The organism is Streptomyces sp. NPDC048644 (assembly GCF_043199105.1).
GTDB lineage: Bacteria > Actinomycetota > Actinomycetes > Streptomycetales > Streptomycetaceae > Streptomyces.
Window position 1 is genome coordinate 540,989 of sequence record NZ_JBICVO010000003.1, and the last position, 24,228, is coordinate 565,216.

The 24,228-nt window shown below is 71.1% G+C and carries 23 protein-coding genes and 3 pseudogenes; 13 read left to right on the top strand and 13 right to left on the bottom strand.

Annotation, left to right across the window (positions count from 1 at the left end; translation table 11 throughout):
- Nucleotides 1-76: 76 nt before the first annotated feature.
- The 7 genes from ACGFNI_RS09350 to ACGFNI_RS09380 all read right to left on the bottom strand — a co-directional run bounded on the left by ACGFNI_RS09350 (nucleotide 77) and on the right by ACGFNI_RS09380 (nucleotide 5,742).
- Nucleotides 77-1,477 (bottom strand): 8-oxoguanine deaminase, encoded by a 1,401-nt coding sequence (locus ACGFNI_RS09350; RefSeq protein WP_393682077.1) that lies wholly within the window; start codon nucleotides 1,475-1,477, stop codon nucleotides 77-79.
- A gap of 46 nt (nucleotides 1,478-1,523) precedes the next feature.
- Nucleotides 1,524-2,921 (bottom strand): nucleobase:cation symporter-2 family protein, encoded by a 1,398-nt coding sequence (locus ACGFNI_RS09355; protein WP_393682079.1) that lies wholly within the window; start codon nucleotides 2,919-2,921, stop codon nucleotides 1,524-1,526.
- A gap of 84 nt (nucleotides 2,922-3,005) precedes the next feature.
- Nucleotides 3,006-3,962 (bottom strand): factor-independent urate hydroxylase, encoded by a 957-nt coding sequence (pucL, locus tag ACGFNI_RS09360; RefSeq protein WP_393682081.1) that lies wholly within the window; start codon nucleotides 3,960-3,962, stop codon nucleotides 3,006-3,008.
- 7 nt (nucleotides 3,963-3,969) lie between these two features.
- Nucleotides 3,970-4,401, bottom strand: a complete 432-nt coding sequence (locus tag ACGFNI_RS09365) for a hydroxyisourate hydrolase (protein ID WP_393682083.1) — start codon at nucleotides 4,399-4,401, stop codon at nucleotides 3,970-3,972.
- Nucleotides 4,398-4,919 carry a 2-oxo-4-hydroxy-4-carboxy-5-ureidoimidazoline decarboxylase gene (uraD, locus tag ACGFNI_RS09370; RefSeq protein WP_393682084.1) on the bottom strand — a complete coding sequence of 174 codons (522 nt, stop codon included), beginning with the start codon at nucleotides 4,917-4,919 and terminating at the stop codon, nucleotides 4,398-4,400. Before uraD ends, ACGFNI_RS09365 begins: the two co-directional genes overlap by 4 nt.
- Before the next feature lie 167 nt (nucleotides 4,920-5,086).
- Nucleotides 5,087-5,467 (bottom strand): helix-turn-helix domain-containing protein, encoded by a 381-nt coding sequence (locus tag ACGFNI_RS09375; RefSeq protein WP_393682086.1) that lies wholly within the window; start codon nucleotides 5,465-5,467, stop codon nucleotides 5,087-5,089.
- Nucleotides 5,464-5,742, bottom strand: a complete 279-nt coding sequence (locus ACGFNI_RS09380; RefSeq protein WP_393682088.1) for a hypothetical protein — start codon at nucleotides 5,740-5,742, stop codon at nucleotides 5,464-5,466. The genes ACGFNI_RS09375 and ACGFNI_RS09380 overlap by 4 nt, the downstream gene beginning before the upstream one ends.
- A gap of 136 nt (nucleotides 5,743-5,878) precedes the next feature.
- Here ACGFNI_RS09380 and ACGFNI_RS09385 point away from each other — a divergent pair, with 136 nt between their 5' ends.
- The 7 genes and pseudogenes from ACGFNI_RS09385 to ACGFNI_RS09415 all read left to right on the top strand — a co-directional run bounded on the left by ACGFNI_RS09385 (nucleotide 5,879) and on the right by ACGFNI_RS09415 (nucleotide 12,832).
- Nucleotides 5,879-6,718 (top strand): TIM barrel protein, encoded by an 840-nt coding sequence (locus ACGFNI_RS09385; protein WP_393682090.1) that lies wholly within the window; start codon nucleotides 5,879-5,881, stop codon nucleotides 6,716-6,718.
- A 68-nt stretch (nucleotides 6,719-6,786) separates the two neighbouring features.
- Complete coding sequence (locus ACGFNI_RS09390; RefSeq protein ID WP_393682092.1) at nucleotides 6,787-7,683, top strand: 2-hydroxy-3-oxopropionate reductase; 897 nt, start codon at nucleotides 6,787-6,789, stop codon at nucleotides 7,681-7,683.
- A 5-nt stretch (nucleotides 7,684-7,688) separates the two neighbouring features.
- Nucleotides 7,689-8,861: a thiamine pyrophosphate-binding protein gene (locus tag ACGFNI_RS09395; protein WP_393682093.1), complete on the top strand. Its 1,173-nt coding sequence runs from the start codon at nucleotides 7,689-7,691 to the stop codon at nucleotides 8,859-8,861.
- A gap of 215 nt (nucleotides 8,862-9,076) precedes the next feature.
- A complete protein-coding gene (locus tag ACGFNI_RS09400) occupies nucleotides 9,077-10,534 on the top strand; it encodes a catalase (RefSeq protein ID WP_393682203.1) in 1,458 nt (485 codons plus the stop codon).
- Nucleotides 10,535-11,040: 506 nt separating this feature from the next.
- Nucleotides 11,041-11,778: a hypothetical protein gene (locus tag ACGFNI_RS09405; protein ID WP_393682095.1), complete on the top strand. Its 738-nt coding sequence runs from the start codon at nucleotides 11,041-11,043 to the stop codon at nucleotides 11,776-11,778.
- A gap of 43 nt (nucleotides 11,779-11,821) precedes the next feature.
- A pseudogene (locus tag ACGFNI_RS09410) lies at nucleotides 11,822-12,349 on the top strand (GNAT family N-acetyltransferase); the annotation flags it as partial.
- A gap of 108 nt (nucleotides 12,350-12,457) precedes the next feature.
- A complete protein-coding gene (locus ACGFNI_RS09415; protein WP_393682096.1) occupies nucleotides 12,458-12,832 on the top strand; it encodes an MmcQ/YjbR family DNA-binding protein in 375 nt (124 codons plus the stop codon).
- A gap of 19 nt (nucleotides 12,833-12,851) precedes the next feature.
- Here ACGFNI_RS09415 and ACGFNI_RS09420 read toward each other — a convergent pair whose 3' ends face one another.
- Nucleotides 12,852-14,489 carry an AMP-binding protein gene (locus ACGFNI_RS09420; protein WP_393682098.1) on the bottom strand — a complete coding sequence of 546 codons (1,638 nt, stop codon included), beginning with the start codon at nucleotides 14,487-14,489 and terminating at the stop codon, nucleotides 12,852-12,854.
- The gene (locus ACGFNI_RS09425; RefSeq protein WP_393682099.1) at nucleotides 14,486-16,189 is read right to left on the bottom strand and encodes an AMP-binding protein; all 1,704 of its coding nucleotides are present in this window, start codon (nucleotides 16,187-16,189) and stop codon (nucleotides 14,486-14,488) included. Before ACGFNI_RS09425 ends, ACGFNI_RS09420 begins: the two co-directional genes overlap by 4 nt.
- A 129-nt stretch (nucleotides 16,190-16,318) precedes the next feature.
- Here ACGFNI_RS09425 and ACGFNI_RS09430 point away from each other — a divergent pair, with 129 nt between their 5' ends.
- Nucleotides 16,319-17,128, top strand: coding sequence for a response regulator transcription factor (locus ACGFNI_RS09430; protein WP_393682205.1), 810 nt, complete (start codon nucleotides 16,319-16,321; stop codon nucleotides 17,126-17,128).
- Nucleotides 17,129-17,134: 6 nt separating this feature from the next.
- On the opposite strand, the gene ACGFNI_RS09435 is transcribed toward ACGFNI_RS09430, so the two are convergent.
- Entirely contained in the window at nucleotides 17,135-18,082 is a 948-nt protein-coding gene (locus tag ACGFNI_RS09435) for a LysR substrate-binding domain-containing protein (RefSeq protein WP_393682101.1), read from the bottom strand.
- A 133-nt stretch (nucleotides 18,083-18,215) separates the two neighbouring features.
- Between ACGFNI_RS09435 and ACGFNI_RS09440 the strand changes: the two genes are divergently transcribed.
- A complete protein-coding gene (locus tag ACGFNI_RS09440; RefSeq protein ID WP_393682103.1) occupies nucleotides 18,216-18,767 on the top strand; it encodes a GNAT family N-acetyltransferase in 552 nt (183 codons plus the stop codon).
- A 357-nt stretch (nucleotides 18,768-19,124) separates the two neighbouring features.
- Nucleotides 19,125-19,850 (top strand): dienelactone hydrolase family protein, encoded by a 726-nt coding sequence (locus ACGFNI_RS09445; protein WP_042153501.1) that lies wholly within the window; start codon nucleotides 19,125-19,127, stop codon nucleotides 19,848-19,850.
- A gap of 19 nt (nucleotides 19,851-19,869) precedes the next feature.
- On the opposite strand, the pseudogene ACGFNI_RS09450 reads toward ACGFNI_RS09445, so the two are convergent.
- Nucleotides 19,870-20,445, bottom strand: a pseudogene (locus ACGFNI_RS09450) (Tn3 family transposase); the annotation flags it as partial.
- Between the two features lie 213 nt (nucleotides 20,446-20,658).
- Between ACGFNI_RS09450 and ACGFNI_RS09455 the strand changes: the two are divergent.
- Nucleotides 20,659-21,036, top strand: a complete 378-nt coding sequence (locus tag ACGFNI_RS09455; protein WP_393682104.1) for an OsmC family protein — start codon at nucleotides 20,659-20,661, stop codon at nucleotides 21,034-21,036.
- Between the two features lie 10 nt (nucleotides 21,037-21,046).
- Here the strand turns inward: ACGFNI_RS09455 and ACGFNI_RS09460 are convergent, their stop codons facing one another.
- Together ACGFNI_RS09460 and ACGFNI_RS09465 are read right to left on the bottom strand one after the other, a co-directional pair.
- The gene (locus ACGFNI_RS09460; RefSeq protein WP_393682106.1) at nucleotides 21,047-22,333 is read right to left on the bottom strand and encodes a hypothetical protein; all 1,287 of its coding nucleotides are present in this window, start codon (nucleotides 22,331-22,333) and stop codon (nucleotides 21,047-21,049) included.
- Nucleotides 22,334-22,447: 114 nt separating this feature from the next.
- Nucleotides 22,448-22,906: a DNA-processing protein DprA gene (locus ACGFNI_RS09465; protein WP_393682107.1), complete on the bottom strand. Its 459-nt coding sequence runs from the start codon at nucleotides 22,904-22,906 to the stop codon at nucleotides 22,448-22,450.
- Between the two features lie 63 nt (nucleotides 22,907-22,969).
- Here ACGFNI_RS09465 and ACGFNI_RS09470 point away from each other — a divergent pair.
- Nucleotides 22,970-23,236, top strand: a pseudogene (locus ACGFNI_RS09470) (DUF6415 family natural product biosynthesis protein); the annotation flags it as partial.
- Between the two features lie 142 nt (nucleotides 23,237-23,378).
- Nucleotides 23,379-24,107, top strand: a complete 729-nt coding sequence (locus ACGFNI_RS09475; RefSeq protein WP_393682214.1) for a hypothetical protein — start codon at nucleotides 23,379-23,381, stop codon at nucleotides 24,105-24,107.
- The last annotated feature ends 121 nt before the right edge of the window (nucleotides 24,108-24,228 follow it).

Sequence of the window (24,228 nt, forward strand, 5' to 3'; positions counted from 1 at the left end):
ATCCACAAGCCCGGCCGGGAGCCGTCCCTCCCGGCCGAGTTCAGGGGCGCCGCGCGCGGGGGCGCGGCGCGGCAGGTCAGCTCTCGGCGGCGATACGGGCCAGTCGCCTGGCCTCGGTGCGGGCGGTGCGGGCGACGGCGTCCTCGTCGACGCGGGTCAGGTGGCCGTCCTCGACGACCGGCCGGCCGCCCACCAGGGACAGCGTGACCGGGGCAGCCGCGCCGAACACCAGCGCGGTGACCGGGTCGGCGATGGAGGAGTGGCCGATGCCGTCCAGCTTCCACAGCACCAGGTCGGCGAGCTTGCCGGCCTCCAGGGAGCCGATCTCGCCGGTGCGGCCCAGGACCTGCGCGCCGCCGTGGGTGCCGAGCCGGAGGGCCTTGCGGGCGCTCAGCGCGGCTTCCTTGTGGGCGCCGAGCCGGTTGACGAGCAGGGCGTTGCGCAGTTCGGTGTGGAGTTCACCGGACTCGTTGGACGCGGTGCCGTCCACGCCGAGGCCGACCGGGACGCCGGCCTTCAGCATGTCGGGGACGCGGGCGATGCCTGCGGCGAGGCGGGCGTTCGACGAGGGGCAGTGGGCGACTCCCGTGCCGGTGCGGGCGAAGGCGGCGATGTCGGAGTCGTTCATGTGGACGCAGTGCGCCATCCACACGTCGTCGCCGAGCCAGCCGGTGGACTCGAAGTAGTCGGTCGGGCCCCTGCCGAACAGCTCGTGGCAGAACGTCTCCTCCTCCACGGTCTCCGAGCCGTGGGTGTGCATCCGCACGCCCTTGCGGCGGGCCAACTCGGCGCCCTGGCGCATGAGTTCGGTGGAAACGGAGAACGGCGAGCAGGGCGCGGCGGCGATGTGCACCATCGAGCCGAAGGAGGCGTCGTGGTGCTTGTCGATGGCCTCTTCGGTGGCGAGCAGGGCGCCTTCGGTGGTCTCGACGGCGAAGTCGGGGGGCAGCCCGCCGTCCTTCTCGCTGCGGTCCATGGAGCCGCGGGCCAGGGTGATCCTGGCGCCGATGCCGGCGGCGGCGTCCAGTTCGGCGGCGACGAGGTCGCCGGAGCCCTGCGGGAAGACGTAGTGGTGGTCGGATGCGGTGGTGACGCCGCCCCTGACCATCATGCCGAGCGAGCCCTGGGTGGCGGCGGCCAGCATCGGCGCGTCGATGCGGGCCCAGGTCGGGTAGAGGGCGACCAGCCAGTTGAACAGGTTGTGGTCGGTGGCGAGGCCGCGGGTGATCCACTGGTAGAAGTGGTGGTGGGTGTTGACCAGGCCGGGGGTGACCAGGTGCCCCGTTCCGTCGACCCGGCGGACGACGTTCGCCAGCCCGTCGGGGGCGCGTCCTGCGCCCACCGACTCGATGACCGTCCCGGCGACGACGACGTGGCCGGTGGCGTACTCGGTGTCGTGGGGGTCGACGGTCGCGATGGCGCAGTTCTCGATGACGATGCGCTCGGCCGAGCTGTCAGGGGATGCCGATGCAGCCATGGTGCTTTCCTACTTTCCCTACTGGCGGTTCGGGCACGGCATGGCCCTAGGGGATTTGAGTGCCGGAGCCGGGCGATGCGGCTGACAGAACCGCTGCCCGTGGGGTGCTCCGGGTGCCGAGGTGATGGAAGAACAGGTTGAGGAGCACGGCGACCAGGGCGCCCGCGCTGATGCCCGAGCCGAGCACGGTCTGTGCCCAGGCGGGGAAGTCGGCGTAGAAGGTCGGTGCGGCGAGCGGGATGATGCCGGCGCCGAGCGACACCGCGACGAGGATGATGTTGGAGCTGTCGTCGAGGCCCGCCTCGGCGAGCGTGCGGATGCCGCTGACCGCGATCGAGCCGAAGAGGACGATCCCGGCGCCGCCGAGCACCGGCATCGGGACGAGCGAGACGACCGCGCCCAGTACGGGGAAGGCGCCCAGCACGATCAGGGCGGCGCCTGCCACCGCGACGACGTAGCGGCTGCGGACCCTGGTGAGCGAGACGACGCCGACGTTCTGGGCGAAGGCGCTGGTGGGAAAGCCACCGAAGACCGGTCCCAGCAGGGTGGCGATGCCGTCGGTGCGCAGTCCGCGGGTGAGGGTGTCGCTGGTGCAGCGGCGGTCGCAGATCTCGCCGAGTGCGAGCATCCCGGCCGCCGACTCGGTCATCAGGACCAGCATCACGAGGCACAGCGAGATGATCGCGGCGGGCTGGAACTCGGGCGGTCCCGAGGCGAAGGGGGTGGGGAGCGCGGCCAGCGGCGCCGAGCGCAGCCCGTCGAGTCCTGCCATGCCCAGCGGCGTCGCGGCGAGGGTGCCGATGACCAGGCCGAGCAGCAGGGCGATCTGCTTGATGAAGCCCCGGGCGAAGCGCTGGATGAGCAGGATGACGACGAGGGTGAAGGCGGCGAGGGCGAGGTTCTTCATGTCGCCGAAGCCGGCGGCGCCCTTGTCGCCGCCCTGGGCCCAGCCGACCGGCACCGGCATCAGGGTGACGCCGATGAGGGTGATGACCACGCCGGTGACCAGCGGCGGGAAGTAGCGCAGGAGCTTTCCGAAGAACGGTCCGACCGCGAGGCAGAAGAGGCCGGCGACCATCACCGCCCCGTAGATGGCGGGGAGTTGGTGGCCCTTGTGGGTGGTCTCGGCGATGGCGAGCATCGGGGTGATGCCGGCGGAGCTGGCGGCGTTGACGAACGGCAGCCGGTTGCCGACGGCCTTGCGGATGCCGAGCGTCTGGAGCAGGGTCGCGCAGCCCGCGATCAGCAGGCCGGCGGCGATGAGCCGGGTGCGGCCCGCGGCGTCCAGGCCGACGGCCTGTCCGATGATGAGCGGAGGGGTGACGACGCCGGCGTACATGGCAGCGATGTGCTGGAGGGCGGCGGGGATCAGCCGCTTCGGCGCCGGCTTTTCGTCCACCGGGTGCACCGGTGGAGCAGGGTCAACGTGCGGGTGCTGTGCCATGGGTCGGTCCCCTCAGGAATCGCGTCCCCCTCCCCGCTGCGGGGCAGGGAGGGGACGCGAGGCACGGCGCTGCGTCGGAGCCGATCAGAGGTTCGTCAGATCCAGCGGGATCCGGGCTTCGACACCGTCGCGCAGAACAGTGGCTTCGATCAGTCCGTACGGACGGTCCGCGGCGTAGTAGACGGCGCCGTCGGCGGTTTCGTTCTTGAGGCCGAACGGCTCCATGTCCACCAGGAAGTGGTGCTTGTTCGGGAGCGAGAAGCGGATCTCGTCGACCTCGGAACGGTTGTTGATGATGCGTGACCCCATCTGGTACAGGGTCTGCTGGAGGGAGAGGCTGTAGGTCTCCGCGAACGCCTCCAGCATGTGCTTCTTGACCTGCGCGTACGAGCGCTCCCACGGGGGCATCCGCTGCTCGTCGTCGGTCCAGTTGAAGCGCCAGCGGCTGGACACCTCGGTCGCCAGGATGCGGTCGTAGTCCTCCTTGAGGACCGTGTACTTGTCCTTGATGTAGCCCCAGAACTCCGAGTTGGTGGAGTTCATGACGACGAGGTCCTTCAGCCCCGAGATGACCTGCCAGCTCTCGCCGTCATAGGTGATCTCGGCAAGGCGGGTCTCCTGGCCCTTGCGGACGAAGGAGTGGCGTACCTCGTCGGCGCCTATGAAGCGGGAGTTGTTGTCGGATGTGGCGATCCGCTCCCAGGTGTACTCCTCGATGCGGATGCGGGCCCGCTTGATCGGCTCCTGGCTGGTGACGAAGTGCCGGGCCAGGTGGATGCCGAACTGCTCGGCCGACTCGATGCCGTGTTCCCTGGCGAAGGCGAACACGGTGTTCTTGGTGGTGTCGGTGGGCAGGCAGTTGGCGTTGGAGCCGGAGAGGTGCACCTCTTCCAGGTCGCCGGAGAGGGCGACGGAGACGTTGAGGTCCTTGATGTGGTGGGTGTCGCCGTCGCGGGTGATCTTGACGACGCGGTTCTCCGCTTTGCCGTACTGGTTCTGGCCGAGAAGTACCGGGCGGGCAGGGCGGGAATGGGCAGTCATGTCGGTGCTAGCTCCCTCGGTATACGGAGTAGCCGAACGGGTTGAGCAGCAGCGGTACGTGATAGTGCTCGCCCGGCTTGACGGCAAAGGTGATTGCCACCTCCGGGAAGAAAACTCCGCTGTCCCTTACGCGGGGGGCGTCCTGCTGTTCCTCGGCTTGCTGGTCGGGGCGGTTCCGGTCCGGCGAGCGATGCTTTTCGGACAGGAAGTACTCCTCGACGGCGAAGTCGAGGCGTACGTGGGTGGTGCCGTCCGGCAGGGCCGGCAGGTCCTTGCAGCGCCCGTCCGCGTCGGTGGCGGACGCGCCGTGGGCGCTCCAGGCGGCGCCGCTTCCGGAGCGCACCGAGAGCGTGAGGGCGACGCCATCGGCGGGGCGGCCCACGCTGGTGTCCAAGATGTGCGTGGACACCGACGTCGGTGCGGCCGTCTCGCTGCTCATGCTGCGTCTCCTTCTGCGGTGTCCGTCATGCGGGCCAGACGGATGCGGTTGATCTTTCCCAGCTCCCTGCGAACGATCTCCCGTTCCTGTTCCGGGGAGTTGTCGATGCGGTTACGGACGGCGTCCCGCATCTGCTCACCGGTGCGTCCGGAGGCGCAGATCAGGAAGACGTGCCCGAACTTTTCCTGATAAGCCAGGTTCAGTTCGAGCATCTCCGCCTTGAGCGCGTCGGATGACGCGGCCATCCCGCTCTGCTCCCGCGAGGACGTCGGGTCGCCGGGCTCGGGGCGGCCGATGGGCGGGTGCCCCGCCATCGCCTCCGCCAGATCCGCCGCGGTCAGCTCCGCCATGGCGGCGTCGCTCGCGGCGAAAAGGGCTTCGGTGGTGGCGTACGGACGCCTGGCACGAAGGGCCTGCCCCCACGCCCGGCTGGCGCACACCTCGTGCAGTGCGGCCTCGGCGCCGCCGTCGCCGGCAGCGTTGAACCGGGCGAGGCCCGGGGTCGTACTCGAAGACACGGGAAGCCTCCGTGGCCTGGTGCTGGCTCTGCTTGGCTGGAAACAGCTAAGACCTCAGGCAACATCACGTCAACACTTTGTTGAAAACTCGGCAACAGAAAAGCCGCCGTCCGGAACTTCCGGACGGCGGCGCGGGCCAATCGGCCGCCACCGGGCGGCAGTTGGCCTCACTCCTCCTGCTTCGCCGCGTTCTCCCTGTTCAGGTAGTTGTAGACGGTGAACCGGCTGACACCCAGCGCGCCGGCCACCGTCTCCACGCCGTGCCGCACGGAGAACGCCCCGCGCGCCTCCAGGATCCGCACCACGGACTGCTTGGTCTTGCGGTCCAGGTCGGCCAGCGGCATGCCGTGCCTGCGCTGCAACTCGGCGAGAAGGTGATCCAGCGAGTCCGACAGATGCGGCAGGCGCACCGCGACCCGCTCCTCACCCTCCCAGGCCAGCACGACGTCGTCACCCCGGGCGAGGCCGGGCGCGACCATCTGGCCGCCCATCGCGTCCACCAGCGGCTTGACCGCCTGGACGAACGGGTGGTCGGCGGGCTCCGTCACCTGGCGCTCCCCTCGGACTGCGCCGGATCCGCCGACTCCTCGATCACGTTGACCTGGAGGGAGACCCGGGTGGCACCCGCCTCCAGGGTGTCCCGCAGCAGGGCGCCCACCGCGTCGAGCACCCGCTCCGCGCCGCCTTCCGCGGTATTGCCGAACGGGCCGACGTCGACGGCGTCGAGACCGGCGCCCGTGACGATCTCCCGCGCCACCACCGCATGGGCCGGCGCCTCGTCCAGGTCGAACGGTTCCGTCGTGAACTCCACTCTCAATCGCACGCCGTTCAACCTACGCGGGCATCGCCCCCACCACCAGAAATCCGCCCGCCCCCCTCTTGACAGCCCCCGCGATGGCGAGGCAGGGTTCCGTTACGTAGAAAATAAGTTCCACTATCCGGAAAGGGCGCCGGGTCTTATGGGTTTCACGGAGACGCGCTTCAACGTCAACCTGTCGATTCTGTTCACCGAGTTGCCGCTGCTGGAGCGCCCGGCCGCGGCACGGGCCGCGGGCTTCACGGCGGTGGAGCTGTGGTGGCCGTGGGTCGATGCGCCGGTGCCCGAGCAGGCGGAACTCGATGCGTTGCGTGACGCGCTGAACGACGCCGGTACCCGCCTGGTGGGCCTGAACTTCTACGCCGGGCAGCTGCCAGGACCCGACCGCGGCGCCCTGTCGGTGCCGGGGGCGGAGTCGGAGAAGTTCCGGGCGAACGTTCCGGTGGCCGTGGAGTTCGGCCGGTCGCTCGGCTGCACCACCTTCAACGCCCTCTACGGCAACCGCGTCGAGGGCGTGCCGACGGCGGAGCAGGACGCGCTGGCCCTGGAGAACCTCGCCTTCGCCGCGCGAGCGGTCGGCGAGCTGGACGGGACGATGCTGATCGAGGCGCTCAACGCGCCGGAGTCACCGGCCTGCCCGATCGTGTCGGCACCGAAGGCCATCGAGGTCGTCGACGCGGTGAACGCGGCGACGGGCCTCGACAACACCCGTTTCCTGATGGACCTCTACCACCTGTCGATGAACGGCGAGGACCTGGAAGAGGTCATCGACCGCCACACCGGCAAGACCGCGCACGTGCAGATCGCCGACAATCCCGGCCGTGGCGCGCCGGGCACCGGGTCGCTGGACTTCTCCGCGCTGCTGGAGCGGCTGCGCAAGAACGGCTACCGGGGCTGGACCGGCCTGGAGTACAAGCCGGGCGACGGCCCGTCGGCCGGCGCCTTCGGCTGGCTCCCGGCGCCGCTGCGCGCAGCGAAGTAGCCGCCGCCCGCGGGCAGTTGGGCCCGCGTTGTTGTTTCGGACCGCTGGATGCTGAAAGAGGCTTTTCGATGAGCAGTCTTCCCGAGATCGCGTGGATCGGTCTGGGCATCATGGGCTCCCCCATGACCGAGAACCTGATCAAGGCCGGCTATCACGTGACCGGCTACACCCTGGAGCAGGAGAAGCTGGAGCGGCTGGCCGCGGCCGGCGGCACCGTGGCCGGCTCCGTCGCCGAAGCCGTGGCCACCGCAGACGTGGTGATCACGATGGTGCCGGCGTCCCCGCAGGTCGAGGCCATCGCCTACGGGCCCGACGGCATCGTGGAGAACGCCAGGTCCGGTGCGCTGCTGATCGACATGTCCTCGATCACCCCGCAGACCAGCATCGACCTGGCGCAGGCCGCGGCGGCCCGCGGGATACGGGTGCTGGACGCCCCGGTCTCCGGCGGTGAGGCGGGCGCCGTCGAAGCGGTCCTGTCGATCATGGTCGGCGGTGAGCAGAGCGACTTCGACGCCGCCAGGCCCGTCCTGGAGGCGCTGGGCAAGACCATCGTGCGGTGCGGACCGCACGGCGCGGGGCAGACCGTCAAGGCCGCCAACCAGCTCATCGTCGCCGTCAACATCCAAGCCTGCGCCGAGGCGGTCGTCTTCCTGGAGAAGTCCGGCGTCGACCTGGCCGCCGCCCTCGACGTCCTCAACGGCGGTCTGGCCGGCTCCACGGTCCTGACCCGCAAGAAGGACAACTTCGCGCGCCGCGACTTCGCCCCCGGCTTCCGTATCGACCTGCACCACAAGGACATGGGCATCGTCACCGACGCGGCCCGCACCGTGGGCGCCGCGCTGCCCGTCGGCAGTCTCGTCGCCAGCCTCGTCGCCTCGCTCCGCGCCCAGGGCGACGGCAGCCTCGACCACTCCGCGCTCCTCCGCGGCGTCGAGCGGCTCTCCGGACACCCGACCGCGCCCTGAGCGGCATGACGGCGCAACGGGTTCCCGCACTCCGCGCGGCCGTGCGCTCCCTGCGGCAGGCCGGCGTGGACACCGTCTTCGGCTGCCACGGGCCCGCGCTCCGGCCGCTGTACGCGGCGCTGGCCGCGGAGGGCATCGCGCATCTGCGGGTGCGGCACGTGGAAAGCGCGCCGCACATGGCGATCGGCTGGGCCCGCACGCGGGGACGGGCCTCGGTCGCGGCGGTGCCCGCCGGGCCCGGTGCCACGCGGGTGCTGCCGGGGCTCGCCCTCGCGCTGGCCGACGCGGTGCCGTTGGTGTGCGTCGTCGGCACCCCCGGCTCCGGTGGCGAGCGCGCCGCCGGGGCGCCGGATCTGGTCCGGCTCGCCCGCCCGCTGTGCAAGTGGACGGTACGGGTCGATGGGCCCGCCCGGATTCCGTGGGCCTTTCGCGAGGCCCTGCGGACCGCGCAGGAGGGACGGCAGGGGCCGGTCCTGATCGAGCTGCCGGCCGAGGTGGCAGCGGCCGAAGCCGGGGCGGCGGGGCAGGACGCCGGGCCGCCCGCCGGGGAGGCACCGCCGTACCCGTCGGCCGGTCCGTCCCCCGCGGCCGTGCCGGATGCCGTACCGCCGCCCGCGGTGGTGCGGGAGGTCTGCGCGTTGTTCGGTACGGAGAGCGACGCGTATGTCGTCGGGGCGTCGGCGCCCGCCTGCGCGACGGACGGGCCAGGACCGCGCCGCCGCGCGGTCGGCGGCCCCGGTGGCCCACCGGGCTGGGAGGTGCCGACGGCGATCGGCGTCCGTACGGCTCTGGGCGACCGGTCCGCGATGCCGGACGACGGGGCGGCCGAGGTGGTGGCCGTCATCGACGAGCAATTCCCGGCGCTGGCGGGCGAGTTGGCCCTCGCGGCACGGTACGGCGTCCCGCTCGTCCTGCTGATGCCGCACCCCGCGCCGCACGGCCACGGGCCAGGCCCGCCGGCCGGTGACGTGGAGGACGCGTTCCTCACGGACCACGTGAAGCTCGTGGAGGCGTACGGCTGCGCGGGCCGCCGGGTCGCCGATCCGGCCGAGCTGCGGTCGGCGGTCACCTGGGCGCGCAAGGAGTCCTTCTCCACGCGGCGTCCGGTTCTCGTGGAGGTCGGCTACGACCCGGCGGAGCGGGCCCGGTGCGGGGCTGCGGCCGGGCCCTGTACCTGAGTTCACCCCCGGAGCCTCGGCCCCGGACCCGGACTTCCGGGCGGTGATCGCGCTGACACCTGTCCTGTCGCGCCCAGGCGCGGCCACCGCCCGGAACACCCCTCAGCTTTGTTTCAACAAACTGTTGACGTTTGGTCGGAGCGCTTCTTACGCTCCGACACGCGGAAGTCAACTTCCGCGCTCTCGTACGGAAGGTCACCATGACGAAGCCCACGCTGACGGCGCGCACGCTCACCACGGAGGCTGGCGCCCCCGTCGCCGACAACCAGAACTCCGCCACCGCCGGCGTCGGTGGCCCGATGCTCCTCCAGGACCAGCAACTGCTGGAGAAGCTCGCCCGCTTCAACCGTGAGCGGATCCCGGAGCGCGTGGTCCACGCCCGCGGGTCCGGCGCGTACGGCCACTTCGAGGTGACCGACGACGTCACCGGCTTCACCCGCGCCGGCTTCCTCAACACCATCGGCAAGCGCACCGAGTTGTTCATCCGCTTCTCGACGGTGGCCGACAACCTCGGCGGCCCGGACGCCGCGCGCGACCCCCGCGGGTTCGCCGTGAAGTTCTACACCGAAGAGGGCAACTACGACCTGGTCGGCAACAACACCCCGATCTTCTTCATCAAGGACGCGATGAAGTTCCCCGACTTCATCCACTCGCAAAAGCGCGACCCCTTCACGGGCAAGCAGGAGCCGGACAACGTCTGGGACTTCTGGGCGCACTCCCCCGAGGCCACCCACCAGGTCACCTGGCTGATGGGCGACCGCGGCATCCCGGCCTCCTACCGCCACATGAACGGCTACGGCTCGCACACGTACCAGTGGACGAACGCCGCGGGCGAAGCCTTCTTCGTCAAGTACCACTTCAAGACGAACCAGGGCATCCGCTGCCTCGACGCCGAGCAGGCCGCCGCGCTGTCCGGCACCGACCCGAACAGCCACCAGACCGACCTGCTGCAGTCCATCGAGCGGGGCGTCTACCCGTCCTGGACGCTGTACGTGCAGGTCATGCCGGCCGCCGAGGCCGCGGACTACCGCTTCAACCCGTTCGACCTGACCAAGGTGTGGCCGCACCGCGACCACCCGCTCCAGCGCGTCGGCCGGCTGGTCCTGGACCGCAACCCGGACAACGTCTTCGCCGAGGTCGAGCAGGCCGCCTTCTCGCCGAACAACTTCGTGCCCGGCATCGGCCCGTCCCCGGACAAGATGCTCCAGGGCCGGCTGTTCGCCTACGCGGACGCGCACCGCTACCGCCTGGGCATCAACCACACCCAGCTGCCGGTGAACGCGCCCCGGGCCACCCGCGCCGACAACTACGGCCGGGACGGACTGATGGCCACCAACGCCTACGACCGGCACGCCAAGAACTACGAGCCCAACTCGTACAGCGGCCCCGTGGAGACGAACGAGGCGCTCTCCGCCCCGCTCACCGTCGCCGGTCACGTCGGCACCCACGCGGCACCGGCACACGCCAAGGACGACGACTTCTTCCAGGCGGGCGAGCTGTACCGGCTGATGTCGGATGACGAGAAGCGGCGCCTGGTGGACAACATCGCGGGCGGCCTCGCGCAGGTCGGCCGGGACGATGTGATCGAGAAGAACCTGGACCACTTCCGCGCGGCCGACCAGGAGTACGGCAAGCGCGTCGAGGCCAGGATCCGCGAACTGCGCGAGGACTGACGGGAGGTCAGCATCCTTGCGCATCCGCGCCGGACGGTCCGCTGAGGGGTGGCCGTCCGGCACGGAGGGGGGAAGCGCGGCGCTCCGCGGCATCCGGGAGCACCGGTGCGGTGGCAGCGGCCCGCCCGGCAGAAGGCGGCGGGCACTCTCCGCCGCGGAGCCCGCCTCCTCCGCAGCCTCCCCCACGACTCCGTCCGGTGGCGCGATGTCCTGTCGCGCCCGATGCGCGCCACCGGGCGGTACCCCCTCGGGGCAGCAGCCGTCCCCCGCGAACCGGCCCCCGGCGCCCGGCCGTTGGCGATACCGGACACCGGCGCGCGGCAAGCGCCCGCGTATGCGCCGTGTGCGCCGCACATCGCTTCCTGGCCGCACCATGCTCCCCCGGTGTCTCCTGCCCCCCGCAGCGATCGGCGCGAATGTGCCTCCGGCTCCTGCATTTGGAGAGACCATGGAGGTCAACAGCAGAGCAGAGCCGCCTGCCTGCCGACCTACCGCCAGGAGCGACCATGGCCGACAGCGTGCCGGTGCGGTGCCCGACGTGCCGCCGCGAGAACGCCTTCACCCCGCCCACCTTCCCCTGCGCCTGCGGGGCCCCACTGACCCTGCCCGTGCTGCGCGGCGGCGTGCCCGTCGAGATCGTGCACCGCACCTGGCAGGGCTCGTGGGTGGCGGTGCAGTGCGACAGCTGTGGCCGTCAGGACGAATGGCCGGCGCCCGAGTCCGGCTGTGTCTGCGGCACGGTCGTGCGCATCCCCGTCGTGCCGGCGCCCGCGCCGCCGCCCATCGCCCGCCGCTCCCCCGGACGCGGGCCGCACACCCCGGCGCCGTCGGCCACCGCGCCGCCCGCGGTCCTCAGGCCGGCCTTCCGCCCGGTCACGATCCGTACGGCCAGGGACTGCGTCACGGCCGCCGCGCAGTACCTGAAATGGCTGGGGTTCACGGACGTCGGCAGAACCCAGGAACGGACCGCGTCCGGCCTCGACCTGCGCGGCAGCGGAGTGGTGGCGCAGGTCGACCCGACCACCCGCTCCACCGCGCTCCGCGAGATCGAGTGCGTCTGGCTCAACGGCCTCCACGACTCGGCCGTCGCGGTCTTCTTCTCCCTCGCCGGCTACGCGCGCGACGCCCGCTCCCGGGCCGACGACCTCTACCTGCCGCTGTTCGTCATGGACCTCACGGGCACCCCGCAGCCCGTCAACGACCCGGCCGACGGCCTGATCAGGCACGGCGCCGCGGGACGCTGACGGCGGGGCCGCAGGGCAGGCGGCGGAAAACCGGTCGCGGCGGCACGGCCGTCGCGGCGACACTGGCCGGATGATCATCCGTACTGCCACGCCGGCCGAACTCCCCGCCCTGCGTGCCGTCGAACGTGCCGCCGGAGCGCCCTTCCGCGAGCTGGGCATGGCATCGGTCGCGGACGACGAGCCGCCGTCGCTCGCGCAGCTCGCGGCGAGCCGGGACGCCGGGCGGCTGCTCGTCGCGTGCGAGGGCGGGGCGCCGCTGGCGTACCTGATGTGGGAGCCGGTCGACGGCGCCACCCACATCGAGCAGGTGTCGGTGGATCCCCGGCACGCCCGCCGCGGTATCGGCCGCGCGCTGATCGACCGGGCGGCGCGGGACGGCGGCGCGGCGGCGCTGACCCTGACCACCTTCCTCGACGTGCCGTGGAACGCGCCCTACTACGCCAGGATCGGCTTCCGGCTGCTCGACGACGCGGAGCTGACACCGGGCCTGCGGGCGATCCGCGGGCAGGAGGCGGCGCTGGGCCTGGACCGCTGGCCGCGCGGCTGCATGCGCCGCGAGCAGGACGGCTGACCACCACGGGACCGGTAGTGGTGCCGGGCGCGGGCCGGGTGCGCAGGCCACCCGGCCCGATACCTGACGGCACGTCAGCGGACGCTACGGGCACGCCATAATGCGGTCATGATCGATGCCGAAGCGCTGCGGGCCGCCTGCCTGGACCTCAACGGGGCGACGGAGGAGTTCCCGTTCCCCCGGAATCCCGACGTGTGCACCTTCAAGGTCGGCGGCAAGATCTTCGCGCTGACGGCCGTCGGGGCCGTACCGCCGACCGTCAGCCTCAAGTGCGACCCCGAGGTGGCCAGGCGGCTGCGCGAGGCCCACCCGGAGGTGGTGCCCGGCTACCACCTCAACAAGCGGCACTGGAACACCGTTTCCCTGGACGGCGGCCTCGCCGACCGCGCGGTGCTCGACATGATCGAGGACTCCTACGACCTGGTGGTCGCGTCCCTGCCGCGCGCACAGCGGCTGCGTCTGGACCGGCCGGGCGAACGCTGACGACGGCACGCCCCGCCCGCTACGACGCCGCGCCCCGCCCCGCCGCCAGCCGCTCGCGCAGCTCGATCTTGCGGACCTTCCCGCTGACCGTCATCGGGAACGCGTCGAGGATCTCCAGATGGCGCGGGATCTTGAAGTGGGCGAGCCGGGAGCGGCAGAAGAGCGTCAACTCCTCCAGCGTCAGCGGGGCTTCGGCGTCCCGGAGGATGACGCAGGCGGCGATCTCCTCGCCGTACTTCGCATCCGGCACGCCGACCACCTGGACGTCGGCGATCTTGGGGTGGGAGTAGAGGAACTCCTCGATCTCCCGCGGGTAGACGTTCTCGCCGCCCCGGATGATCATGTCCTTGATGCGGCCGACGATCCGCACATAGCCGTCGTCGTTCATCACCGCCAGATCGCCGGTGTGCATCCAGCGCGCCGCGTCGATCACCTCGGCGGTGCGCTCCGGGTCCTCCCAGTAGCCGAGCATCACGCTGTAACCGCGGGTGCACAGTTCGCCGGTGCCGCCGCGGGGAACGGTCACGCCGGTCGCCGGGTCGACGACCTTGACCTCGATGTGCGGCAGGACCCGGCCCGCCGTCGCCGTGCGGTGCTCCAGGTCGTCGTCGCGCCGGGTCTGGGTGGAGACCGGCGAGGTCTCGGTCATGCCGTAGCAGATGGAGACCTCCGCCATGTGCATCTCGGCGACCACCCGCTTCATCACCTCTTCGGGGCACGGCGAGCCGGCCATGATGCCGGTGCGCAGCGAGGTCAGGTCGTACGAGGCGAAGTCGGGGTGGTCCAGCTCGGCGATGAACATCGTCGGTACGCCGTAGAGCGAGGTGCAGCGCTCGTCCTGGACGGCCCGCAGGGTCGCGGCGGGGTCGAAGGACGGTGCGGGGATGACGATGCAGGCGCCGTGCGAGGTGGCGCCGAGGTTGCCCATCACCATGCCGAAGCAGTGGTAGAAGGGCACCGGCAGGCACACCCGGTCCTGTTCGCTGTAGCCGACGGTCTCGCCCACCCAGTAGCCGTTGTTGAGGATGTTGTGGTGGGAGAGGGTGGCCCCCTTGGGGAAGCCGGTGGTGCCCGATGTGTACTGGATGTTGACCGGGTCGTCGGCGGACAGCCGTGCCGCGCACGCGTCGAGCCGCTCCTGCGGTACGGCGGCACCGGCCGTCAGCAGTCCGCTCCAGGTCGGGTCGCCGATGTAGATCACGTCGCGGAGGGCCGGGCAGTCGGCGCGCACCTGCTCGGTCATCCGCCGGTAGTCGCTGGTCTTGTGGCGGGTCGCGGAGACCAGGACCTGTATCCCGGCCTGCCCCAGGACGTACGCCAACTCGTGCACCCGGTATGCCGGGTTGATGTTGACGAGGATCGCGCCTATCCGGGCGGTCGCGTACTGGACGAGGACCCATTCCGCGCAGTTGGGCGACCAGATACCGACCCGGTCACCGGTGGATATGCCCTTGGCGAGCAGCCCCCGCGCCACCTCGTCGACCGCCCGGCCCAGTTCGGTGTACGTCCAGCGCCGCCCCGAAGCGACCTCGACCAGCGCCTCCCGGTCGCCGAAGCGCGCGATGGTGCGATCCAGATCGGCACCGATGGTGCGGCCGATCAGCGGCTGCTCGCCTGCCCCGCTCGCGTACGACAGGGCGGTGTCCGGTGCCTTCAACGGTAGTTCTCCTCCCGGTACTCGGCGCCGCCGTCGCCCAGTGCGGTGCGTTCGCGCAGTTCGATGCGGCGGATCTTGCCGGAGACGGTTTTGGGCAGGTCGGCGAACTCCAGCCGCCTGATGCGCTTGTAGGGCGCGAGCACCTCGCGGGAGTGCGCGAAGAGCAGCTTGGCGGTCTCCGGGCCCGGATCCCAGCCGTCGGCCAGCACGATGTACGCCTTCGGGACGGCGAGGCGCAGCGGGTCGGGGGCGGGGACGACCGCGGCCTCGGCGACCGCCTCGTGCTCCAGCAGGGCGCTCTCCAGCTCGAACGGCGAGATCTTGTAGTCGGACGCCTTGAAGACGTCGTCGGCGCGCCCGATGTAGGTGAGCCTGCCGTCCGCGTCGCGGGAGCCGATGTCACCGGTGCGGTAGAAGCCGCCCGCCATCGCCTCTGCGGTGCGGGCCGGGTCGCCGTGGTAGCAGGCCATCAGGCCCACCGGGTGGCTGGAGAGGACGAGCGCGATCTCGCCCTCGTCGGCCGGTGCGCCGGTGACCGGGTCGAGCAGGACGACGTCGTAGCCGGGGGTGGGGCGGCCCATCGAGCCGGGAGTGACGGGCTCGCCCGGGGTGTTGGCGACCTGGACGGCGGTCTCGGTCTGCCCGAAGCCGTCCCTGATCGTGACGCCCCAGGACGTCCTGACCTGCTCGATGATCTCCGGGTTGAGCGGTTCGCCGGCCGCGACGATCTCCCGCGGCGGGTGCCGCAGCGCCGTCAGGTCGGCCTGGATGAGCATCCGCCACACCGTGGGCGGGGCGCAGAAACTGGTCACCCGCGCCCGGTCCATCTCGGCCATCAGCCGGGCCGCGTCGAAGCGCGTGTAGTTGTGGATGAAGACGGTCGCCTCGGCGTTCCACGGGGCGAAGAGGTTCGACCAGGCGTGCTTGGCCCAGCCCGGCGACGAGATGTTCAAGTGCACGTCGCCGGGCTGGAGTCCGGTCCAGTACATCGTCGCGAGGTGCCCGATGGGGTAGGAGGCGTGGGTGTGCTCGACGAGCTTGGGGCGGGCCGTGGTGCCGGAGGTGAAGTACAGCATCAGCGAGTCGTCGGCCCGGGTCTCCCCGGTCGGCCGGAAAGCGTCGGAGGCTGACGCGGTCTCCTCGTACGCCAGCCAGCCGGCCGTCGCGCCACCGACCGCGATCCGGGTGTAACTGCCGGGCACGGCCGCGAACTTCGCGGTGTCTTCGGCGCGCACCACGACGTGCCGTGCCTTGCCCCGGGTGATCCGGTCGGCGAGGTCGGCGGGGCCCAGCTGGGGAGTCGCGGGGATGACCACGGCGCGCAGCTTCATCGCGGCCAGCGCGGTCTCCCACAGTTCCACCTGGTTGCCGAGCATGACGAGGATCCGGTCGCCGGGCCGTACCCCTTTGGCGGCAAGCCAGTTGGCGACCTGGTCGGAACGCCTGCGCATGGCGTCGAAGGTGACCCGGGTCTCGGAGCCGTCCTCTTCGACGAGGTGCAGGGCGGTGCGGTCGTTGTCGCGGGCGATGTCGTCGAACCAGTCCAGCGCCCAGTTGAAGTGCACGGGCCGGGGCCAGCGGAACTGCGCGCGCGCGGCGTCGTAGTCCTCACGGTGCCGCAGCAACAGGTCACGGGCGGCCCGGAACTCCCGTGTCGCGCCCGGCGAGTGGCCCATCACTGTGCTGTCCGTGTCCGTCATGCGTCCTCCTCATTGCCCCGCGACTCCGTGTCATCGTGTAATCAGTGACATAGGTCTCACCACCCCCGAACGGGGGGAAGCGGAGGTGTCGGAGTGCGCGTCGGGTCGGGGTCGGACGAGTCCGTTGACGTGGGGGCGGCGCTGGCGCGGCTGCGCCGGGCCAGCGGGGTGCCGGTGGCGTTCGGCGGACTGCTGGCCGGTGGTGGCCGCTTCCGGATCAACGAGCTGTCGGGGACCGCGACCACCGCGCTGCGCGGGCTCAGCATCCACCACGGCAACGGCCTGGGCGGCAAGGCGGTGGTGCTGTGCCGCCCGTTCGCGGTGACCGACTACCGCGCCTCGTCGGTGATCAGCCACGAGTACGACGCGGCGGTGGCGGCCGAGGGCCTGCGGTCGGTGCTCGCGGTGCCGGTGGTGGTGCGCCGGCGGGTGCGCGGGGTGCTGTACGGCGCGCTGCGCCACCCGCTGCGGCTGGGCGACGGCCCGCTGTCCGCGGCGATGGAGGCGGCCCGCGAGCTGGAACAGGCGCTGCTGCTCCAGGACGAGGCGGCCCGGCTGCTGTCGGTGTCCCAGCAGCCGACCGCCGCCGACCCCGCCATGTGGGAGGAGGTCCGCGAGGCACACGGCGACCTGCGGTCCCTGGCCCAGCGGGTCACCGATCCGCTGCTGCGTCAGGAGATGCTGGCGGCCTGCGGCCGGCTCGCCGCGGCCTCGTCCGGCGGCACAGGACCTGCGGGCGAAGCCCCCGCGCTCTCACCGCGCGAGGTCGACGTCCTGACATGCGTGGCGTCCGGCGCCACGAACGCGCAGGCGGGCGAGCGGCTCGGGCTGCGCCCCGAAACGGTGAAATGCTATCTGCGCTCGTCCATGCGGAAGTTGGGGGCGCACACCCGGATGCAGGCGGTCATCGCGGCGCGGCGGGCGGGGCTGCTGCCGTAACACGCGCTACGCCGGGGACGCGACCCCGGCGCCTTCCCCCTCCCCCTCCGGCTCCCCCTCCGGCGCGCACGCCGCCAGCAGCTCCGCGATCCCCGCGGGCGGCGAGGCCCGGCGCACCACGAGATGGGTGGTGAGTTCCATGCCCGGGTCGCGGAAGGGCAGAAACGCCACCCGCGGGACGCTCAGCCTGCGGGCGTGCGCGGCGTAGACGACGGTCCACAGGCCGTCGTCGGGCCCGCAGGCGCCGATCGCCGCCAGGGTGTCCTGGAGGGCACCGGGGGCCGGTCCCGGCACGGGTGCGAATCCGGCGTCGTGGCAGGCGCTGACGACCAGGTCGACGAGGGCGCGGTTGGTGCGGCGTTCGGTCAGTATCAGGGGCACCGGCGCGAGTTCGGCGAGCGAGACGGTGCCGGGCGACGCGGCCAGCGGATGCCGGGCCGGGACGACGGCGACCAGCGGATCCTGCCACAGCGGGATGGCACGCAGCCCGTACCGCCCGCCGCCGGCCGGCTCGCCGCGGACGAACGCGGCGTCCAGCTCACCGGCCGCGACCCGGTCGAGCCGCTGCGACGCGGGCAGCGAGACCAGTTGCACGGCGCACTCCGGTGCCCGGTCGGCGAGTGCGTCCAGCACCCGGTCGAGATGGGCGCCGAGGCCGGTGCTGGTGCCCAGGCGCAGGGCGCAGGACCGGGTGGCCGCCAGGCCGGCGACGGTCGCGCGGGCACGTTCCTCCGCGGCGAGCAGCGCCCGCGCCCCCTGCAGGAACCGCGCGCCCGCTTCGGTGAGCCGCACCTGCCGCGCCGACCGGTCGAACAGCTCGACCCGCAGCTCCCGCTCCAGCCGCCTGACCTGCTGACTGACCGCGGACTGCACGATGTGCAGCCGCTCGGCCGCCCGCCCGAAGTGCAGTTCCTGCGCGACCATGACGAAATACCGCACCTGCCGCAGTTCCATCTCTCCCCCTGGGCATACGCCCCCGCTCCCGCCGCCGGACGCCCACTACGGCGCCGGACACACCTCGGTCAATTCCCCGGCCACCGTCACTATTTCCATTGCCGCGGCACCCGCTCCCCGCCATCATCCCCTCATGATCGATGCCACCGCACTCTCCGAGAAGCCGGTGCTGGCCGGTGCCCGCATCCGGCTCGCGCCGCTGTCCATACGCCACGCGACCGCCTTCCACGCCGCGGCGCTCGACCCGGAGACCCGCCGGCTGACCGGCTGCCACCACGAGTTCACGCTGGAGGAGGTCCAGCAGTGGTGCGCCGGCTCCGCCGACCGCGCGGACCGCCTCGACCTCGCCATCGAGGACCGCGAAACCGGCCGCTACCTCGGCGACCTCGCCCTGATGGCCATCGACCCCGACAACGCCCACGGCACACTGCGCATCCTCCTCGTCCCCGGCGAAACCGGCCGCGGCCTCGGCACCGAAGCCATCCGCCTCCTCCTGGAGTACGCCTTCGACCGCGTCCGCCTGCACCGCGTCCAGTTGGAGGTCTTCACCTTCAACGAACGGGCCCGCCGCACCTACGAACGCTGCGGCTTCGAGGTGGAGGGCCGCATGCGGCAGGCACTGTTCTGGGGTGGGGAGTGGCATGACGTGTGGGTGATGGGGGTGGTGAGCAACGGAGGCTCGTAGAAAGGCAGTTGGAGTCCGCACAAGCAGACGGCAGATCCCGGCCCTCCCCCAGCCGTCCCACTGTGCTGAGCCACATGACGGACGCATGCGCATCGGCTTGATCTCCTTGGCGTAGCGGAGTTCGCCACGCTGCGTGAGACGTGCGTCGAGCGCGGCCACGATCCCGTCGTCTACGCCTGCTCCCGTTCGATGCGCCCCCGTACGCCTACAGATTTGGACGCGTCGGCCGCCTGTCGGCGGCGATCGTTTGACGACAGGGCGGTCGACGCGTCCGGGTGATGTAGTCGGGACAGGCTGCTGTCTGCCGTCGGTGAACACCACCCCGAGCGGGCGCAACGGTCATTACCGTCCAGTCGCATGACGACAGTAACAACCCGTACGGTCGAATACCCGGCCGACAACCTGACGATGATCGGATACCTCGCGCTCCCGGCCGGTGCCGAGCGCCGGCCCGCAGTCCTGATCGGACCCGAGGGGACGGGGCTCAGCGATGTCGAGCGCCGGCGGGCCGAGGCTCTGGCCGAGTTGGGGTACGTGGCGCTGGCCTTCGACCTCCACGGCGGACGCTATTTGGAAGACCCAGAGGAAATGTTGGCCCGTTGCATGCCGCTGCTCGCCGATCCCGACCGCATGCGAGGAATCGGTCACGCCGCGCTCAACGTGTTGCGTGCCGAATCACGGGCCGACCCCGACCGGACCGCCGCCGTCGGCTACGGCACCGGGGGCGCAGTCGCACTGGAACTCGGTCGCGATGGCGTCGACCTGCGCGCGATTGGGACAGTCAACGCACTGACCACGGGCCGACCGGGCGAGGCGGCACGCATTCGCTGCCCGGTATGGGCCGGGGTCGGGTCGGAAGACCCAATCATGCCGCCCGCGCAACGGGAGGCGTTCACCGCAGAGATGCAGGCCGCGGGCGTCGACTGGCGCCTCGTGGTCTACGGAGGAGCCCTTCACGCCTTCCACCACCCACCGGTCGACCACACCGTGCGTCCCGGCGTCGGCTACCACCCACGGCACGCACAGCGAGCCTGGCGTGACATCGTCGCCCTGCTCGCCGAGTGCCTGCCCGTCACGGATTGATCCGATCGGCTCCTGATACTCACTCCTGCCCGCCGTCGTCGTCTTCGTCCAGTTCTGGGGCGTCCGGGTCGCGCAGCGGGCGCAGGGCACCGGCGGCCGGGGTGGAGGCGGTGAAGCTGTAGCGGCCGAGCAGGTTCAGGGTGCGGTGCCTGAGCGGCGACAGGCGGGCGATGTCCTCGTCCCGTATCTCGTGGCCTTCGGCGTGAAGCTGGGCGACGGCGGCGTCGATGTGCTTCGTGGTCCACAGCACGATGGCGTTGAGGACCAGGCCGAGCGCGCCGGGCTGGGCCTCCATCCCGTCCCGGTGTGCCTGGTGGATGGTGCCGCGCTTGCCGTGGCACACGTCCCGGGCCGGCTTGTGGCGGGACTCCTGCATGGTGAGCTGCCGGTTCATCTGCCGCCGGTAGGTGTCGTCGACCGGGTCGACCACGCGCAGCAGGTGTTCGGTCTCGGCGATCCGCCCGTACTCCGCGAACGCGGCGCCCAGCGGGGTCGGACGGCCGTCGCGTCCGAACATGCGCAGCAGGTCGTAGGCGCGGACCTGGTTGGTGACCAGGGAACCGGCGACTCCTCCGTATGCCAGCATTTGACGCCACATCAGTTCCAGCCCATCAAGGCCGTCGCTCACAGTGTTCGCTCGACCGTGGACTGTCATCCGTTTCCCGCCGACGTGGACCTTCTCCACGAGTCCGACGTTTCCCCTATGACCGGCCAGACCGTCAGTTCCAGTATCTGGATTCGCCTTCTCATGATGTGGGCGGCTCGATACGCTCCTGCTCATCGGTTCCCGACAGGGAGGTATGGGCACATGATCGAGGCAACGGCGCTTCCGACTGCCTGGCAGGTCAGGTTCCGGGCGGGCGAGAACGAAGGGCTCGCCGACACCCTCAAGAGTGGTGTCGGTGGCTCTGCCGGTATGCGGCCTCATGAGCTGCTGGAGGCATCGCTGGCCACGTGCATGACCATCTCGGCGCGCATGGCACTGGCGGACCTCGGTATCGCCGACGCCGACGCTGACGTGAGCGTGCGCGTGTACCTGGAGCGCGAGGAGTCGACAACGCGGTTCCGGTACGAGCTCGCTCTCGACCCGGCGCTCGAGACTCACCGAGCGGTGGTCATGGAGCGCATCGAGTGCTCCCCCGTGCGTGCCACGCTGAGCAGGCAACTGGTATTCGAAGCCGTGTGAACGATGTCCCTCAGGCGGAGCCGAGGTCTGCTCGTCCCGCTCCCCCCCCCAAGGACTCGATCATGTGATCATCGAGTGCAGCAGCCCATTCCTCCCGGCGCCACGGCCGCAGTTCGCGGCGGGCGCGGCGGAGTCGGATCGTCGCCACTCGGCCGCCGCTCGCTGATGCCGTGTCGACGCAGTCGTGCAGCAGAGCGGCTGCCGACTGTGGGTCACCCAGGCGGAGTTGTGCGAGGGCCTGGTCCGACGTGACGATCGACCGCTGCACGCGCTCGCGCCTCTGGGTGAGTGCCGACGCCGACTGCACGAACTCCTCGTGTGCCGTTGCCGCGTCACCGACGTACAAGGCTACGACGCCCTCGAATCCACGCAGGTGGGCAGCGGTGAACGACACACCGGACGGGTCGTCCGCGCGCTCCCGGTCGAGGTCGTACCAGGCAAGGGCGAGCGCGGAGCGCGCCTGCCGTTCGGCGCGCTCTCCTCCGCCGCGGGCGCTCAACTCCGCCTGAAGGGCGTGCGAGCGGGCGCGGACGGTGATGCTGTGACCGGCACGTGCGTCGCGTACCGCGGCGGCGACCAGGCACTGTGCCGCTTCGGTGCCGGGCGTCGCATACAAGGTGACCAGGGCATGGCTCATGTGCACCACCGCGCGATGCCACGGGGCACCGATGCATCCTGCGGTCTCGGTGGCAGCGGCGTACAGGCCGCGCGACGTGGCATCGTCACGCGTCTCGAAGGCAAGCCGGCCCGCCAGGGTGTAGGCGTGTGCGGCGACCGTCCGCAAGCCCGGAAGCAGTGGCCCGGGTACGTCACCGTCGAGCAGTCGTCTGCACGACTCGACAACGGGCGCGAGAAGCAACTGCAGGCGTACGAACGGCAGGCTCCCGACCTCGCGGTTCACGTCACTGATCGCGGTGCGCAGCACATCGAGGACCATGGCGTCGGCCCTTTGCGGGTCGGCGAGCGCCCCGGCGAGGGCGGCACCGGCCTGCGGACCGAGCAGCGACAGCAGGTCGAGGCCGGTGTCGGTGAGGGTGCGCACGAGCAGCCGACGCAGCTCGCCGATGGCCCGCTCGCTCGCACCGAGGTGCCTGAGCGCGTCGAGAAGCTCGGCGAAATCGGAACCCGGGCCGAAGGACGTTTCGCCCCCGTTCCGGGCGTAGTGGTGAGCGAGCAGCAGTTGATACCGCTCGCTCGGCAGGATCGGACGAGCACTCTCCCAGCGGGCGACGGACCGCTGCACACTGGCGGCACTGCTGTCGAGGGGCAACCCCAAGCGTGCGGCTACGTCGGCCAATGCGCGGGCGGTACGGCCAGGGACAGGCCACGGCTGTGGCGCAGCCGTTTGAGTGTGGCAGCGCCAACGTGGCGACCGTGCTCGCTCATACCTCCATCATGCCCATGCCCTGGGTCACACAGGAGCGATCAGACGTGGTTTCCCTTGCTCCGCCGCGTAGTTGAGCGTCTGCCACGTGCCGGAGCCGCTTTCGCTTTTCTCCAGGGGGAACCCGATCACCATGTCGGATCGGTCGACCATGTAGCGGTTGCGTGCGTGGTAGGCGCGTGATTGCAGTTCCGGGGCGCGCAGCTCGACGACTTCTGTGATGCGGCCCCTGCACTGGTCGACCGCCTGCCGGGCCTCGTCCGGTTGTTCACCGATGGTCCCCGGGACGACGACAGTGATCGACGCCGACGAGTGATCCGCGATCCATCGCAATGCCAGGGTGTCCACTCCCTTCGCTCCGCCGATGTAAAAGTGTGCTCCCTCGGTGGCAAACGGACCGAGATACGTCGCGAAGAGGTCCCCGTACCAGGTGAGTTCGTGGTGGCCGGTTGACCGGGTTCCGGTGATGGCAATGCTCAAAGCCATGATCAAGTCCGTGTCATAGGTTGTCGGATGCCGCGCCGGCCCGCTGCGCGATCCACTGAGGGCATGGACGTGAGAACCGACTCGACCGCCATTCTGGCCGAACGCCTCCGAGAGCATGCCGCCGACGTGATCCACATCGACGCGACTGCTCTCACCGTGGAGACGATCAACGACACCATCCACCAAGCCCTCCACCTCCGCACCGCCCGTCCCGGCCTCGGCGTACTCGCCGAGCTTGAGCGGGAACTGCGGGCGCACATCGCCCGCCTCCTCCCCGACGCCCGTGAATCCGTCAGCCGTCTCCGTCACAGCGGCGCCGAGGCGCATCGGCTGATGGCGCGCCTGGACGCCATCGCCCACCAGGCCCGCCAGGGCTCGGCCCCGGACCGCTCTCCGCGCACGTCCAGGTGCAGCAACTCGCCCGGGACTGCGAGTGGTTGCTGGGCCTGTCCCGCCGGGCGGACGGCGCCTCGTGAGCGGGCCCGCCGACAACCACGCATCCGCCTACGTCTACGTCTACGTCTACGTCTACGTCTACGTCTACGTCTACGACCGTGCCACCGCCCGTCACTCCCATCGGCTGCTGGAGCAGCGCCTCCTGGGATGCCGGAACACCGCCGAACGGTATGGGTGGGAGGTGGCCGGCGCCTGGATCGATCGTGGCGCCGACGCCCTGGCCGAACTCCCCGGTAAGCGGCCTGAGTTCATGCGCCTCACCCGGCAGATGGCGGCCGACGTACGGGGGCTCGGCCGCCCCGTCGTATGCCTCATCCACAACTGGGACCGTCTCAGCCGGGACCACACCGTCCGCCCGGCCTTCCAGCGCCACATCGCGGGCGCCGGGGGCCACACTTCGACCACCTTCGATGAGTCCGACCGGCGTGCCCGGGACACCCTCACGGTGAGGAGTCGTGTCACGGATTCACGTGGCGGCTTCCCGCGCTTCCCGCGCTCCCCAGGCTTCCCGTTACGAAAGGGCGTTATGACCGACACCGATCGCTGTGAGACCTGCGGCGCCACCGATGACGTCGCCGAGGTCTATCAGCATTCCGCTTCCGGGCCCGGCTGGGAGTTGGTGTTGTGCGAGCCGTGTGCGCGCGGTCCGCAGCGACGGCCGCTCGATGTGGGTGTCGAGGCGCACCCGCGTGCGCAGCGGGCCGACGCGTTCCGGGTCGGCAATCGGGGAGGTGTGGTGCGGTGACGTTCTCCGAGCGCTGTGACTGCGGGTCCACCTGGAAGCTGCGGGACGCCTATTTCGACACGGCATCCGGGCCCTGCGTCGTCCGGACCTTCTGCGGCCGGTGCGCGCCGGGGCCGGACGG

What these genes read in the sequence shown, in the direction of transcription:
- ACGFNI_RS09350 (WP_393682077.1), bottom strand. Translation starts at nt 1,477, where the DNA reads ATGGCTGCATCGGCATCCCCTGACAGCTCGGCCGAGCGCATCGTCATC.
- ACGFNI_RS09355 (WP_393682079.1), bottom strand. Translation starts at nt 2,921, where the DNA reads ATGGCACAGCACCCGCACGTTGACCCTGCTCCACCGGTGCACCCGGTG.
- pucL (WP_393682081.1), bottom strand. Translation starts at nt 3,962, where the DNA reads ATGACTGCCCATTCCCGCCCTGCCCGCCCGGTACTTCTCGGCCAGAAC.
- ACGFNI_RS09365 (WP_393682083.1), bottom strand. Translation starts at nt 4,401, where the DNA reads ATGAGCAGCGAGACGGCCGCACCGACGTCGGTGTCCACGCACATCTTG.
- ACGFNI_RS09385 (WP_393682090.1), top strand. Translation starts at nt 5,879, where the DNA reads ATGGGTTTCACGGAGACGCGCTTCAACGTCAACCTGTCGATTCTGTTC.
- ACGFNI_RS09390 (WP_393682092.1), top strand. Translation starts at nt 6,787, where the DNA reads ATGAGCAGTCTTCCCGAGATCGCGTGGATCGGTCTGGGCATCATGGGC.
- ACGFNI_RS09395 (WP_393682093.1), top strand. Translation starts at nt 7,689, where the DNA reads ATGACGGCGCAACGGGTTCCCGCACTCCGCGCGGCCGTGCGCTCCCTG.
- ACGFNI_RS09405 (WP_393682095.1), top strand. Translation starts at nt 11,041, where the DNA reads ATGGCCGACAGCGTGCCGGTGCGGTGCCCGACGTGCCGCCGCGAGAAC.
- ACGFNI_RS09415 (WP_393682096.1), top strand. Translation starts at nt 12,458, where the DNA reads ATGATCGATGCCGAAGCGCTGCGGGCCGCCTGCCTGGACCTCAACGGG.
- ACGFNI_RS09425 (WP_393682099.1), bottom strand. Translation starts at nt 16,189, where the DNA reads ATGACGGACACGGACAGCACAGTGATGGGCCACTCGCCGGGCGCGACA.
- ACGFNI_RS09435 (WP_393682101.1), bottom strand. Translation starts at nt 18,082, where the DNA reads ATGGAACTGCGGCAGGTGCGGTATTTCGTCATGGTCGCGCAGGAACTG.
- ACGFNI_RS09440 (WP_393682103.1), top strand. Translation starts at nt 18,216, where the DNA reads ATGATCGATGCCACCGCACTCTCCGAGAAGCCGGTGCTGGCCGGTGCC.
- ACGFNI_RS09445 (WP_042153501.1), top strand. Translation starts at nt 19,125, where the DNA reads ATGACGACAGTAACAACCCGTACGGTCGAATACCCGGCCGACAACCTG.
- ACGFNI_RS09455 (WP_393682104.1), top strand. Translation starts at nt 20,659, where the DNA reads ATGATCGAGGCAACGGCGCTTCCGACTGCCTGGCAGGTCAGGTTCCGG.
- ACGFNI_RS09465 (WP_393682107.1), bottom strand. Translation starts at nt 22,906, where the DNA reads ATGGCTTTGAGCATTGCCATCACCGGAACCCGGTCAACCGGCCACCAC.